We start from the raw sequence: 15,121 nt of genomic DNA on the forward strand, positions 1-15,121 counted from the left end.
TATCTACTAGTCGATATTCATTACTCTGCCGCTTCATTGGTCACACGCAATACTTCTTCCAGTGTGGTTTTCCCAGCCAACACTTTACGCAAACCATCATCACGAATAGAGCCTGAATGTTGTCGGGCATAACTTTCTAATTCATATTCAGCGGCATTGCCATGAACTAAACGACGCATCTGATCATCCACAGCGACAATTTCATAAATCGCCGTCCGCCCTGTAAAACCTGTATGTGAACAACGTTCACAGCCATTCGGTTGAGGTAACTGAAGTTCTGCTTTTGGATTCAAATGCTGAAACAATTGTGTTTCAAAAGTATCGGCTTCATGCCATGTCACACAGTGACTACATAAGGTTCGCACTAAACGCTGTGCAATGACACCAATCAAAGAACTCGACAGCAAAAACGGCTCAATGCCCATATCTTTTAAACGGGTCACCGCACCAATGGCCGTATTGGTATGCAGTGTAGATAAAACCAAATGCCCTGTGAGCGATGCTTGTACCGCAATTTCAGCCGTTTCCAAGTCACGGATTTCACCCACCATCACCACATCAGGATCTTGACGCAGCATGGCTTTTAAGGCTCTCGCAAAAGTCATATCAACTTTGGTGTTGACTTGCGTCTGTCCAATTCCTTCCAGTTGGTATTCAATCGGGTCTTCGGCGGTCAAAATATTTTTCGAACCATCATTAAGGTCTGAAAGCGCCGCATAAAGCGTTGTGGTTTTACCCGAACCTGTCGGCCCTGTGACCAAAATAATGCCGTGTGGGCGATGCACCAATTGGGTTAAACGCTCATAGTCAGGTTTCAATAAGCCCAAATGGGTCATGTTCAAACGACCAGCTTGTTTATCTAATAAACGCATCACCACACGCTCGCCATGTGATGACGGCAAAGTCGATACACGCACATCCACTTCACGCCCAGCTAAACGCAGTGAAATACGTCCATCTTGCGGAATCCGTTTCTCCGCAATATCCAATTTGGCCATGACTTTAATACGAGACACCAACAGCGGTGCGAGTTCACGGCGTGGCTGCACAATTTCACGTAATTGCCCATCCACACGTAAACGCACCGATAGTTTCTTTTCAAAGGCTTCAATATGAATATCAGATGCGCCAACACGAATGGCTTCAGACAATAACGCATTAATCAAACGAACAATTGGAGCATCATCTTCTTGATCCATCAGATCTTCAGCTTCAGGCACTTGGTCAGCTAAACTAAGTAAATCGGGATGATCTTCTAAACCTGCGGCCACTTGTTGTGATTCACCACTGTCCCCTGCATAGCTACTACTTAAAAGCTGATGGAACTCTTCATCACTACACAGTTGATGTTGTGCTGCCACACCTAAAAAACGACGTGCCTCTTGCAAAGCCAACAACGGCGTACTTTCACGGCGCACAATAAAGGCTTGATCACCTTCGTAACGCAACAGCACGCCATGACGCTTCGCAAAACTATAGGGAATTTGTAATTGTTTAAGCACTTGCATCTTAAAATTATAATAATGATGAAAAATATTATTTTGAGTGTACTCTAAGCATATGACAGCGTGAAGTCTGTTTTTCACTGATTTGCAATATAAGGAAATGTGCTGTTGCCTAATATGAATGAACTGTTTGAATCGGATAGCCCCAATTTAAAATGGTGGGGGGAATACAACTTTGAGTTGAATCAAGCCCGTGCGTGGCAGTTCGGCTCATTACTTTTTCGCCTCACCCGCGGTCTACAAGAGTGGCGTTTAGAGTTCCATCGTCCTCAAGTTCAGTATGACTATGAGCAAAAATGGCATGCGATAGAAGACCCACATTTCGCCTTTCCACACCCCGTTGAAATTAAACGCTACATGTTTAAAAACACCCATCATACGATTCAACTGATGCCACGTTTGGCCGATCGTTCAGTCGTGATTAAACCTGTCGATCCGATTTATATTCCAGCGGGTCAGCGCGGGACGCTGTATATCAGCACTCCGTTATGGATTTCAGGTTTTATTGAAGGTCAGCGAGATCCCCTATTTGATATTCCTGTGATTTTACCCAAAGAAACTTGGTTTGGGCCAAACCACCGTACAGGTGAAATTGCCTACGCTACGGCTGTCGATGGTCGAACTGAATTGCATCAACTCAAACCACGTGCATTTCGTGCAGTGACTCCCATTGAGTTCCACAACACCAGTCACTTACAACTGCGTTTTGACCGCATGAACGTGCCTGTTTCAGCCCTGCCTTTATTTTATAGTGAAAGTACGGATCGACTTTGGACATCGCAAATTAAAGTCTTGCATGAAGGTGCCGATCGACCACCGAGAATCCGTATCGAAAACCGTACGCCTCCGCATGCAGGTAAAGTGATTTATGTGCATCCACCGCGCTCTTCGGCGAGTGCGTTATTTAATATGTTTGATTCATTCTTCTAAGGGGGACAAATGCCAAACTCAAATATTCCCCAAGAAATTACCAGTAGCCTAAAAGGCATTTTTACCAACATCAACACAGAACGATTAACAGAAATCTTAATTGCCTTAGTGCTGTGTTTTGTTGGGTTTCTCTTGGCACGTCTGGTTTCAAATACATTTATCCGAACCATTGGCACCAAGTTTAACGCCCACCAACGACTGGTCTGGCGTCGTGGTATTTTTTACTTTATTTTCCTAATTTTTGTGATGGCCAGCCTCAAAGAAGCTGGTTTTAAACTGAGTGTGTTTTTAGGCGCCGCAGGTATTTTGACGGTTGCTTTGGGTTTTGCCTCACAAACCTCTGCATCCAACTTAATCAGTGGGTTGTTCCTCATTGGTGAAGGTTCTTTTGAAATTGGCGACACCATTTCAATCACCCTTATTCGTGGCAATACCATTGAAGGTGAAGTCATTTCAATTGACCTCCTCTCGGTTAAGCTACTCACTCAGGACAACATTTATGTACGACTGCCGAATGAACAACTGATTCGAGCCCCAGTTCACAACCTCTCTAAGTTTCCAATACGGCGTATTCCCATCACCCTAGCGATTAACTTTCATGAGAACATTATTAAAGTACGTGAAGTGCTGATTGATGTGGCTAATAAATATCCTTTGGTGCTTGCAGACCCTAAACCTGCCGTCACTGTCACCGCCTTTCGTGAGTCTTCGATTGAGTTACTGTTTGCCGTGTGGTGTCAGCAAGAACACTTTTTGCAAGTGCGTGATGAAATGCAGGAACGTATTCGTAATGGTTTCTTAGATAACCAAATCGAAATTCCTGTGCCTAAAATGGGCTTTGTCGATCATCCGCTTTCGCGTCCATTATCCAATGAAGAAATTGATCAATATGCCAATGCACAAGCTTTGAAACGAGAACCGAACATCAAATAAATCTCCTCAGCTCCTTATGATCCATGCAGACATAAGGAGCTGAACTTGTTTAATTGGTCTTTTCCTCAAGTTCAGGCATCGGTGCAATATACGCAATTATCAACATCACCAAACCTGCGCCTAAGAATGAAATCACGCGGGTGAATGTCCCAATGTGAGATAAGTCAAACAAGACCAATTTCAGCGTTACAAGAACTAAAATACACCCACCAAAAATCCACAATGAACGCAAGTTGCGTTTGGTTGCCGTCAGCATGCAAATGAAAGCCAAACTAACCCAAAGCAAAGTAAAGCTCAGTTGCACTAAAGCGTTTTGCCACATTTCCCAGTCATTATAGGGTGTGAGGAAGTAGACATGCAGCGCACGTAGTACCACATAACTACTGAGCCAAAGTAGACTCGACATCATCAAAATGGCACCCAGACTTTTTTCCAAACCCGCTTTCATTTGTAAATTCAGCATCCAAATGAAACCGATCAGCATCGCAATACTGACCAAGTCAAATGGGTTGAAAATGGGTAACCAGTATCCTGCAAAAGCTTGTTGGCTAAAGATCTGAGAACACACAATCCAAAACAACATGAGCACTAAGGTGTTGCGTGCCCGCCAAAACTGTCTCCATCTCGTTTGAGTCGGTTGTGTGTAGCACCATGCAGCAAAGGCCAGCGGTAAAATGACCATGCTCAAATACGGCATACTTGGAATGAGGGTTAAGCTGGTGAGCGCCAAACTCAATAAAGCCCCCAAACTCACCCACTCCACCTCATCCTCCACGCCCTGTAGCGGGCGTAACCACAGCAACGTGAGTAATCCACTCGTTAAAGCAAACAATAGGCGGTCTAAACCAGTCGACCACATAATGATGCCATCATGGCTCAAGCCCACCAAGAAAATGAAGGCAACGGCATACGGCGGAATCAGGCCAATCCATTTGGGTAATAACCATGACCAACTGGCTTTACAGTAGAGCAACCATTCATTCAACACCGTATATAAAAGCACAATAATCAGCAGTGCCATCGTTACCTGACTTTTACTGTCGATTTCATCCAAAAGTAGGATAAACAACATGGTGGTTGCTGAAAGCAGTTGTAAGCAAAAAAAGGCAATGGTGGCAAAAGACAACTGTTGTCTAAAGCGCTCTACGCTGTTGGCAACGACAACCACAGCAAAATAACTCAGACACAGCGCCCAATAGACTTCCGTTGGAAAACGATTGAGCTCCACCACATAGTACAGACTTGAGAGCCCTGCCACGGCCAGTAAGCCCATCGCCAAATAACGACTCAGGGCGGAATTTCGATATAAGGCATACATAAAGATCAGTGCACCCTCAGCACTCCAACCCACCACACCCCACTGATCAGGCAGCAAAATAGGCGGAATCAGCGCCAAGAAGACCAAAGTCAGACTGAGATAACTTTGCGCAATCATCTCAACGCTATGGGCTCTTTTTAGCAGTTGATAAAGCATGGCATAGAGCGCTGCAAAGCCTAGACTAAAGCCTGCCTGCCAAATCGTTTCCTCAAAATACATCACATACAAAAAAGCAAAAGCAACAATGGGTGCAGCAAAAATCAAAGCTACATCCAAAATCGGTTTTAACTTAAACTGAGTTAAATCCTCACGCGCCAACAATTGACTATAACGAAAACTCAACCAAATAAAGACCGCACTATGTGCCAAAACCAACACGGCCAGCATGTCTCGCTCTGACGCTTTACCTTGGTAAAAGGCATAAGCGCCGCCTACGACCACCGTCATTATAAAAGCAATTTGGTTGAGTACTTTCCACGGCCTGAACGTGCTTAAAACCGCGACCGCAATATTGATGACCAAATAATAGGCCACTAGCTCTATCGCAGTGGCATTCCGTACAGGCAAAGTAAAAGGCGCCAAATAAGCAATGATCAGCGCCATCAACGCCAGCTCAATCGACTGCTGTTTTAAACTGAGCCAAAGTGTAACTGCCATAACCACCACAAAGTACAGACTTGCAATCGCTAAACTTGCAATCACACCGTTGTAGTAAGCAAAAAACAAAGTCAAAAATAAACCTGACAGTCCAAGTGCTTCTAAAGCCAAAGCAAAACTGCGGTTTTTGTGCTGAAACACATAACCAAAGACCACAATGCCCACACTTACCGCAGCAACGAGGCTCAGCTTAACCGCGAGACTCAACTGCCAATGTTCGGTGGCAAAGCGTAATAATAAAATAAGCCCAATCAGCAGTACCACAATCGCAACTTTTAAGACAGGATTACCCTGCCAAAGCCAGCGTTTCACTTGCTCACTGAGACTTAAATCATCTGTGTTGTTTAGAATAGTTGGTAAAGAGGGAGCGTTTTCAGATTCTGGGAATCGGTCAGATATCACCTGATGTGGTTGTGCTTGTACGAATAACAATAGATATTCTAGACGACGCAACCATCGAAAGAAAAAGAACAGCCAGCCACTGATCCCCAATCCAATGAGTCCGCCCCATTGCCCCACCATACCGATCAAAATGACGAAAGCAGCAAGGTAAAGCGGCACTTTTGACGTTGGCTGAAAAGCAATGCCCCGTTGTTCCGCCAAGGTCATACTAGGGTTTTCAATGCTATCAACATAGTGCATAACACTCATGATCAAAGCAATTCCACACAATGCACTCAACAGCGGTACGGCCAGAAACCATGCTGCAATAGCAACAATCGTGAGCCCCATTAACCACATCATGCGAATTTCACGCTGTTCAGTTTGCATCCGTTCTCAATCTCTTTTTCTCATCTTCAAATAATACATCAGCTTGTAGTACATCTTTAAGCGCATAACCGTAACCATCTATGCCAACCGGTACATCAATACACTTTGTTCTGTGCCAAAATCACGTACAATAAACGGGTTATTTGGATAAGGAATCTTGCAATGCCACCATTTGTCTTGGTCGATGGCTCATACTTTTTATTTCGTGCTTTTCATGCTTTGCCACCGCTCACCACGTCAACTGGCTTACATACCAATGCAATTCGTGGGGCAATTTCTGCCATCCAAAAACTGATGCGTCGTACCCAGCCAACACATATGGCGGTCATTTTTGATACGCCAGAACCAACTTTTCGTCATGTGCTGTCGCCCATTTATAAAGGTGACCGCCCAAGTATGCCTGAGGAGTTATCAGAGCAAATTCCATATTTGCATGCCTTAATTCGTGCTTTGGGTATCCCCTTGTACATGCTCCCAGGTGCAGAAGCAGATGACATCATCGGGACATTGGCCAAACGTGCGGAAGCCGCGGGACAGCAAGTGCTGATTTCCACAGGCGATAAAGACATGGCACAGTTGGTGACCGATAAAGTCACCTTAGAAGACAGCTTTAAAGACAAGCCGATGGATGTAAATGGCGTGTTTGAAAAGTTTGGGGTGTGGCCAAACCAAATTATTGACTATCTGACCTTAATGGGCGATGCCTCTGACGGCATTATGGGCGTTCCGGGTGTTGGTGCAAAAACTGCGGCAAAACTGTTAACAGAATACGGCTCGATTGGTGGCATTTTAGAAAATGTCGATAAAATTAAAGGCAAAGTCGGTCAAAACATCAAAGAACATACCGATGGAATTGCGCTTGATCACCAACTGGCAAGTATTGTCTGTGACTTAGAGACAGGACTGACCTTTGACGATCTGAAACTCCAAGATCCGAATACCGAAGCCTTGCGTTCACTGTATACCGAGCTTGAATTCCGTCAGCAGTTACAATCGCTCGATCATCCAAACAATCCCAATAGTGCAACCTATAAACAAGCAACACAAGAAATTGTAAAATCGGCGCAGTCTGAAACCGTCATTAATACAGAAGATCAGGCCGTTCAAAGTAGTGTCGATGACCAACTGGGTCAAGCGAACTACCATACTGTGCTCAGTGCGGAACAGTGGGCACAATTATTCAAACGTTTAAGTACAGAAAAACGTTTTGCCTTTGATACTGAAACCACCAGTTTAGACTATCGCGTAGCGCAAATTGTTGGTTTTTCGGTCGCGTTCGATGCGCAAGATGCGTATTACGTTCCACTTGCACATGATTATGAAAATGCACCTGCGCAGTTAGATCGTGAACAGATCTTGGCGCAAATTAAACCTATTTTAGAAGATGAGTCGGTTCAGAAAATTGGTCATCATTTGAAATACGATGCGCATGTCTTAGAAAATCATGGCATTGAGCTAAAAGGCTGGTATTTCGATACCATGTTGGCATCTTATGTACTCAATGCTGTGGCGACTCGTCACGGGATGGATGATGTTTCACGCCTCTACCTCAGCCACTTAACCACCACTTTTGAACAGGTGGCGGGTAAAGGCGCAAAACAGAAAACCTTTAATCAAATTGAGATCGAAACCGCCGCACACTATGCGGCTGAAGATGCACACGTGACCTATCGCCTGTTTGAAGTGCTCGATGCCAAACTACAAAAGCATCCCGAACTGGTCAATATCTTGCACAATGTCGAAATGCCAGTCGCCCGTGTCCTGACCATCATGGAAGAAAACGGCATTGAGCTCGACTTAAGCTTCCTTGACCAACTTGGTATTGAGTTTGCCAATACCATGGCCAATCTTGAAAGCCAGATTACCGAACTAGCAGGACAAAGTTTCAATGTCAGCTCGCCGAAGCAAGTCGGTGAAATTCTGTTTGATAAACTCGGACTTAAGGGCGGCAAAAAAACCGCAACGGGTCAGTACAGTACCTCTGAAAGTGTTTTAGAAAAGATTGACCACCCGATTACCGAGCTGATTTTGGACTATCGTGGGTTATCCAAACTAAAAAGCACCTATACCGATGGCTTATTAAAACAAGCCAACAGTGATACCCATCGTGTGCATACCAGCTACCACCAAGCACTGACCGCAACTGGTCGTCTGTCTTCGACCGACCCCAACTTACAGAACATTCCTGTGCGTGAGGAAATTGGACGTCAAATTCGTAAAGCCTTTATTGCACCACAAGGTCGCGTGCTCTTGGCAGCCGATTATTCACAAATTGAACTGCGTTTAATGGCGCATTTTTCACAAGATGAAGCCTTGGTCGATGCTTTTAATCATGGACAAGATGTACACCGTCGTACAGCGGCTGAAGTCTTAGGTGTCGCACTTGAAGATGTCACGTCAGACCAACGTCGTCAGGCCAAAGCCGTCAACTTCGGTCTACTCTACGGCATGTCTGAGTTTGGCTTAACCCGTCAACTCGGTTTTAGCCGTGAAGAATCGCGTGGCTATATTGCGAAATACTTCCAACGTTATCCGGGCGTGCTCGACTATATGGAACGTACCCGTCAAATTGCACGTGAACAAGGTTTTGTCGAAACCATTTTAGGCCGTCGCTTGTACACGCCTGATATTATGGCAAGCAATAAAATGATCAAACAAGCGGCTGAACGTGCCGCAATTAATGCACCACTGCAAGGTTCTGCTGCAGACATTATTAAAATGGCGATGATTGCTGTTGATCAAATGCTGCCTAAAGATCAAGCCAAAATGCTACTACAAGTACACGATGAATTGGTTTTTGAAGTCGATGAAAGTATTGCAGATGAACTGGCTCTAAAACTAGCAGACGTGATGCAATCTGTTTTGCAAATTTCTGTGCCATTGTTGGTTGAAGTCGGCAAAGGTCGAAACTGGGATGAAGCCCACTAAAACATTTGCGCCTTTCTCCTAGGAGGAAGGCTGATATGGAAGTCATTTGCCTCCTAGAAGAAATATCAACGTCTTCACCTAAAAAATTCAACCACAAAAAAAGGACTCGCAATCGAGTCCTTTTTTTATTCGCTACAATCTTATAAACCAGTGAGCAGAACAATCGCCACTTCATTCATAATCATTTCGGCAATATACAGCGCTAAGAACGCTACGATTGGAGAAAGATCAATCATGCCCATATTGGGCAACAAACGGCGAAACGGTGCCAATAATGGTTCAGCAAGCTCCTGAATCACTTCGATATAAGGCGAGCGTGACTGCGTAAACATCACCACCCAACTTAAAATAATCGTTGCAAAAATCAAGTAACGGCAGAAACGAATCAAGTCCTGAATCATGGTCACAAAAGTTAGAATGACCAAATGCACAGGACTATTTGGCATCGCTCCAGAGAGATACATGACGCCAAAAATTTTCAGTAAGTACAATAAAACCAAAAGCACTAAAGCCGCTAAGTTAACGCGGCCTTTCGCTACATTTGGAAAAATACGACCAAACATATCCACAATTTTTGTGGCTTTTACGGTCGACATCACCACTGGGTTATAAAAGTTAACCGCTGCCAACTGCATGAGAAAGCGGAAGAACACCAGTAAAATTGCAACGTTAATAATGATGCCAAAAATTAGCGCAGAGTTTGCACCCATACTTGAACTTTCCTAAATAAAACGATTATTTGCTACTTTCACTCAGCTCTTGAGCAAGTTCCTGACTGCGCTTTTGAGCAGCAGCCAATGCAGCTTGGATATTTTGTGAAATTTGTGCACGATCAAACACTTCAAGTGCCGCTTGGGTTGTACCATTCGGTGAAGTGACATTTTTACGCAATTCAGCTGGTGTATTTGAGCTCGTGATTGCCATTTGTGCCGCACCCAATGCCGTTTGCAACGTCAATGCCGTTGCTACTTTTTCATCTAGACCGAGGTTTTTACCTGCACGGATCATGCTTTCCATCATATAGAAGAAATACGCAGGACCTGAACCAGACACCGCCGTCACAGCATCAATTTGCGCTTCCTCGCCTACCCATAAAGTCAAGCCTGTTGCAGCCAGTACTTGGCTCGCCAAATCACGGTCTTCTTTATCTACAGCCTCAGTGGCATATAAACCATTCGCACCTGTTTGTACTAAAGCAGGTGTATTGGGCATTACACGAACAATACGATTACTGCCAGCTAATGCAGCAATCGTTGCAATTTCAGCACCCGCAACAATCGAAATAATCAACTTACCGTCAAATAAACCGTTTAATGGCTTTAAAACATTGGCTAAAACTTGAGGTTTAACCGCTAAGACCACGACATCGGCTTCACGAATAGCAGATGCGTTATCCTCAGTCACCACCAAGTCTTTTTCAGCCAATAAATGACGAACTTGTTCAACAGGATCAGAAACCGTAATGCGAGTTGAAGGTAAACCACGTGAAATCAAGCCACCAATGAGGGCTTGAGCCATGTTACCACCGCCGATAAAACAAATATTACGATTCAACACTGCGCTCATGATTATTTCTCTATCCTGAATTTTTTAACTAAGCGATTAAATTTGGTTGCCATCCACCCGCTTCACAATAAGCCGACTCGACCAACCAAAATCCTTTAGGCGTAAAAACACCAAGCATAACATTATCTATGCTTAATATTTGTATTGTATGACGTTGCCACGGAAAAATTTGTGCGCTCTGAATGGCTTTTTTCAACGGCCATGCCCCAACACGTCCATACAAATGCAATTTTTCTCCACCTAAACGTGGTTTTATCTGTAAAGGCTGCTCTAATAATGCAGAAGACAGTCCATATTTTTGTGTTTCAATGCGAAATTTCCCTGAAGCAAATCCATAAGCTTGATCTAAACTAAACCGTTGCTCAATTGACTCAATCGTCTGAAATTGTTCCGCCAAATACTCTGTTTTACTGACACGAAAGAGCTGCTGTTGATAGCGTACATAATAATATTGGTTCCAATGCAATGCGGCTTGGGCATCCACTTTGGATTCAATCACTTCATCAAACAGGCGTTGCACCATATCAAAAGCAGGACGATATAAATCCTCACCTTTCATCCAAGCAGAGAGCAACTGTCGCTGTCTCGGTGCAGATAACTGACGAAATGGGGTTAAGTTTAAAACCGCAGCATTCCCGCAACTGGCCCAGTCTTGCGCCAATACATCGGCCAAAATCGTTTCGGCATCTTGCATTAAATAACTAGTACGCGCCAAAGCTTGCTGCATTTTCGGAAAGCGTTGTTCTAAAATTGGCCACAATTCAGCTCGGCACCATGCACGATCATAACTGGTATCAAAATTGGTTTGGTCTTGAATATTTCTTAGCTGCATCTCAGCGGCCCACAGCTCAATTTGCTGTCTGGGCAAAGCCAATAGCGGGCGCCAAATTGTAAATTCCTCTCGTATGTCGATGCTCTGCATGGCGGCAAGTCCATGAATTCCCGCACCAGAGAGTAAACGGAGTAAAATGGTTTCAGCTTGATCTTGTTGATGATGAGCGAGAACTAAAATTTCATTGGCAAGAAGATGCTTCTGAAAGGCAGCATAACGTGCACTACGTGCTTGGCTTTCTACATTGCCTGTATCAACATCCACCGCTTGAATCACACATGGGACATCCAAGACATAGCATTGTTCTTGAACAAAGCTGCCCCACTGCGGACTGACATCCTGCAATTGATGATCAATATAGATGGCACGAATGCGCTTGGGAAATAAATGAGACATCAAATGGAGTAGCAACATGGAATCCATGCCACCACTACATCCGATTAAAAAATGAGGCTGTTCAGGCGTATCCTGAAACTCAGTTAAGACACTAGCCCTAAATTGTCGCTGCCAAACTTCATTAAACGTTGGTAACGTGCTTCGCATCGTTCATTCGCATCCATTGGTTGCAACTCAGCCAATGCATCTTTTAAAACGGTTTTTAAAGCATGCATGACTTGTTCTGGGTTGAGATGAGCGCCTTCACCTTCATCGACCACATATTCAACAATACCAATTTTCTGTAGTTTTTCAGCAGTCAATGCCAAAGCTTCGCTGGCTTGCTCTGCTTTTTCAGCTGTTTTCCATAAAATAGACGCACAGCCTTCAGGTGAAATGACTGAATAAATACTATGGGATAACATCACCACACGGTCAGCCACACCAATACCCAGTGCACCGCCTGAACCGCCTTCACCGAGTACAGTTGCAATGACAGGCACTTTCAAGCTTGAAAGTTGTGCCAAAGACGTTGCAATTGCTTCAGCCTGACCACGTTCTTCTGCACCCACACCTGGATATGCACCCATGGTATCAATAAATGTAAAGACGGGTAGATTAAAACGTTCAGCCATATCGAGTAAACGTTGTGATTTACGGTAACCTTCTGGGTTACTCATACCAAAGTTATGTTGTAACTTTTCACGCGTACTACGACCACGGTGTTGACCCACAATCATGACTGGCTGACCTTCAAAGCGAGCTAATCCACCGATCATTGCACCATCATCACCAAATAAGCGATCACCATGCAAAGCATCAAATTCGGTAAAAATTTCACTCACATAATCTAAAAATTGCGGACGCTCAGGATGACGTGCAATTTGAACCGTCGTCCATGCTTTGGATTGCGCAGCTTTATTCTTCATAGCTCAACCATAAATCCCTAATTGACCAATTTATTCATCGACAAATTGTTCTGATTGGATATCCAGCTCAACATCCCAATGCTTAAATTGCGCTTGCTCATCATGCAAGTCTGCAACCAGCAAAGGCCATTGCGCGGCATTACCAGAAACACTCAGCTGCCATTGTTGCGCATTGCCTACTGTTAATTCAATGGCAGGAAGCATCTGATCGCTACGACTATGATTGAGTAAAACAGCAAGGCGAAGTAACAAACACAGATAGACTAATTTGTTGCCGCCGACTTTCATCACATCGACACGCGCGTCACTACGCAGCTTACGACGGTGATGGGCCACCAAATGTGATAGATGGTTTTGATCAATTTGCGAGAATCCCGCAATGTCAGAATGTTGCAACAAATATGCGCCATGACGATGGTAGCCCGCATGGCTAATTGCTAAACCAATTTCATGCAGATAAGCTGCACGACGCAGTAAATCACTGTCTTCCGTGGTTAATTTCAGTGAATCCGCCACACCATCGAACAAATGCTGAGCCATGTTCACGACTCGTTCAGCTTGTTTTGGATCGGCGTTATAACGGCCCATTAACGCTTGTACAGAACGATCTCGAATATCCTCATGTTGAAAACGTCCGAGCAAGTCATACATCACCCCTTCGCGTAGGGCACCATCTGAATACACCAATTTATCCAGTTCGAGTACATCAAAAATGGCATACAAAATAGCGATTCCGGCTGGCAAAACTGCTCGACGGTCTTCTTTCAGACCATCAAACTCCATCTCAGCGACATGTTTGTATTTGAGCAATTTTTCTTTGAGCTTATCTAAACCGTCACGGGTGAGCTCTTCTTTTTCATTACTCCAGCCCATATTCACAGTAATTTGACGGCACGCCTTGATGGTTCCACTCGAACCGACCACCGTATCCCAACCCGCTTCTTTATAGGTATTGGCAATACCAGACAGTTCCTTACGTGCTGCAACCACGGCTTTATCAAAACTTTTTTGGTTAATTTCACCATCAACAAAGAAAGCTTTGGTAAATGCTACACAGCCCATTTGTAAAGATTCGGTATGAATGGGCTCAAATTCTTCACCAATAATCAGCTCTGTTGATCCCCCACCGATATCAATCACAAGGCGGCGCCCACTGTTTACCATGGTATGAGATACACCCAAATAAATCAGACGAGCCTCTTCACGACCGGCAATAATTTCGATGTGCTTCGGCAAAATTTCTGCCGCTTTTTGAATAAATTCGTGTCCATTTTTGGCTTGGCGTAGCGCATTGGTCGCCACAATTCTTAAACGATTCGGCTGAACCGAACCTAAACGTCCGACAAATCGAGATAAGCAGGCCAAACCACGTTGCTGTGCGGCTTCTGTTAAGTTTTTATTTTCATCTAAACCCGCTGCTAACTGTACTTTTTCTGACATTGACGCAACTTTTTTCACTTCGCCATGGTCCACTCGCGCAATCGCTAAGTGGAAGCTGTTCGACCCCATATCGATGGCAGCAAGTAACTCTTCATCAATCAAAAAATCAGACATGATTTAATATAAACCTATACAGAATTGTGCTTAGATTAATTCACCTCCATGCAATTTAAAAGCCATTTATGGTCAGAAATTGACGAGCTTTTAAAATTTCGGCATATATGACAATTGTGTTACACGATCAGTAACATCGTGAGCTTCAATTAGACAAATTCAAACTAAAGGTTGAAAATTTAGTAATCCATCTACTCAGTGATAGCAGGCTATGACATACTATTAGCCATAAAACTATCCAAAAATTGAAACTGGAGCTATCCATGTCTGGCAATATCGTAAATACAACTGATACAAACTTCGACGCTGATGTACTTCAATCAGACGTTCCTGTGCTTGTTGACTTCTGGGCAGGCTGGTGTGCGCCATGTAAAGCAATTGCACCTGTATTAGAAGTATTGGCGAACGAATACGAAGGTAAAGTGAAGATTGTTAAGGTTGACGTGACTTCTTGCGAAGCAACAGCTGTGAACTATAACATCCGTAACATTCCTGCATTACTCATGTTCAAAAATGGTGAAGTTGTTGCTCAACAAGTGGGCGCTGCACCAAAATCGAAATTGACTGCTTTCATTGAAGAAAACATTTAAGCATCCGTTTAGATTGAAAATGAAATACGCTGTCTAAACAACAGCGTATTTTTTTCGGCTATAAATTGACAAGTCTGTCTTTCTCTCTTATATTGCATGATCAAGAGATAAAGGATTATTCAATCCTGTCATTTTCTTAAAAGACACAACACATAAGATCGCCGCTCGGCAATACAAATTGTTTTGACACGTTTCTCTTCAAACAATGAATCAGTCCTCTGAATTGTTATAGT

Annotated in this window: 11 protein-coding genes; 4 read left to right on the top strand and 7 right to left on the bottom strand. The window is 43.9% G+C overall.

Annotated elements, in window-relative coordinates; all coding sequences use genetic code 11:
* Positions 1-20 precede the first annotated feature (20 nt).
* A complete protein-coding gene (gene gspE / locus ACSC9N_RS13960; RefSeq protein ID WP_010325954.1) occupies positions 21-1,508 on the bottom strand; it encodes a type II secretion system ATPase GspE in 1,488 nt (495 codons plus the stop codon).
* A 114-nt stretch (positions 1,509-1,622) separates the two neighbouring features.
* On the opposite strand from gspE, the gene ACSC9N_RS13965 reads away from it, so the two are divergent.
* Together ACSC9N_RS13965 and ACSC9N_RS13970 are read left to right on the top strand one after the other, a co-directional pair.
* Entirely contained in the window at positions 1,623-2,435 is an 813-nt protein-coding gene (locus tag ACSC9N_RS13965; RefSeq protein ID WP_010325953.1) for a hypothetical protein, read from the top strand.
* Positions 2,436-2,444: 9 nt separating this feature from the next.
* The gene (locus tag ACSC9N_RS13970; RefSeq protein ID WP_004692251.1) at positions 2,445-3,368 is read left to right on the top strand and encodes a mechanosensitive ion channel family protein; all 924 of its coding nucleotides are present in this window, start codon (positions 2,445-2,447) and stop codon (positions 3,366-3,368) included.
* A gap of 49 nt (positions 3,369-3,417) precedes the next feature.
* Here the strand turns inward: ACSC9N_RS13970 and ACSC9N_RS13975 are convergent, their stop codons facing one another.
* Positions 3,418-6,114 (bottom strand): DUF2339 domain-containing protein, encoded by a 2,697-nt coding sequence (locus ACSC9N_RS13975; protein WP_010325952.1) that lies wholly within the window; start codon positions 6,112-6,114, stop codon positions 3,418-3,420.
* 162 nt (positions 6,115-6,276) lie between these two features.
* Here ACSC9N_RS13975 and polA point away from each other — a divergent pair, with 162 nt between their 5' ends.
* Positions 6,277-9,042 (top strand): DNA polymerase I, encoded by a 2,766-nt coding sequence (gene polA / locus ACSC9N_RS13980; protein ID WP_010325951.1) that lies wholly within the window; start codon positions 6,277-6,279, stop codon positions 9,040-9,042.
* A 140-nt stretch (positions 9,043-9,182) separates the two neighbouring features.
* Here polA and ACSC9N_RS13985 read toward each other — a convergent pair whose 3' ends face one another.
* From ACSC9N_RS13985 to ppx, 5 genes are read right to left on the bottom strand one after another with little or no spacing between them, the layout of a single operon-like run.
* Entirely contained in the window at positions 9,183-9,752 is a 570-nt protein-coding gene (locus tag ACSC9N_RS13985) for a YggT family protein (RefSeq protein WP_004979206.1), read from the bottom strand.
* 25 nt (positions 9,753-9,777) lie between these two features.
* Positions 9,778-10,608: a pyrroline-5-carboxylate reductase gene (gene proC, locus ACSC9N_RS13990; protein ID WP_010325950.1), complete on the bottom strand. Its 831-nt coding sequence runs from the start codon at positions 10,606-10,608 to the stop codon at positions 9,778-9,780.
* Between the two features lie 28 nt (positions 10,609-10,636).
* Complete coding sequence (tilS, locus tag ACSC9N_RS13995) at positions 10,637-11,983, bottom strand: tRNA lysidine(34) synthetase TilS (protein WP_081241747.1); 1,347 nt, start codon at positions 11,981-11,983, stop codon at positions 10,637-10,639.
* A complete protein-coding gene (locus ACSC9N_RS14000; protein WP_004692261.1) occupies positions 11,920-12,744 on the bottom strand; it encodes an acetyl-CoA carboxylase carboxyltransferase subunit alpha in 825 nt (274 codons plus the stop codon). Before ACSC9N_RS14000 ends, tilS begins: the two co-directional genes overlap by 64 nt.
* A gap of 30 nt (positions 12,745-12,774) precedes the next feature.
* A complete protein-coding gene (gene ppx, locus ACSC9N_RS14005; RefSeq protein WP_004692262.1) occupies positions 12,775-14,298 on the bottom strand; it encodes an exopolyphosphatase in 1,524 nt (507 codons plus the stop codon).
* 263 nt (positions 14,299-14,561) lie between these two features.
* Here ppx and trxA point away from each other — a divergent pair, with 263 nt between their 5' ends.
* Positions 14,562-14,888 (top strand): thioredoxin, encoded by a 327-nt coding sequence (trxA, locus tag ACSC9N_RS14010; RefSeq protein ID WP_004692264.1) that lies wholly within the window; start codon positions 14,562-14,564, stop codon positions 14,886-14,888.
* Positions 14,889-15,121 lie beyond the last annotated feature (233 nt).

Source organism: Acinetobacter sp. PC34, from assembly GCF_051789135.1.
Lineage (GTDB): Bacteria > Pseudomonadota > Gammaproteobacteria > Pseudomonadales > Moraxellaceae > Acinetobacter > Acinetobacter johnsonii.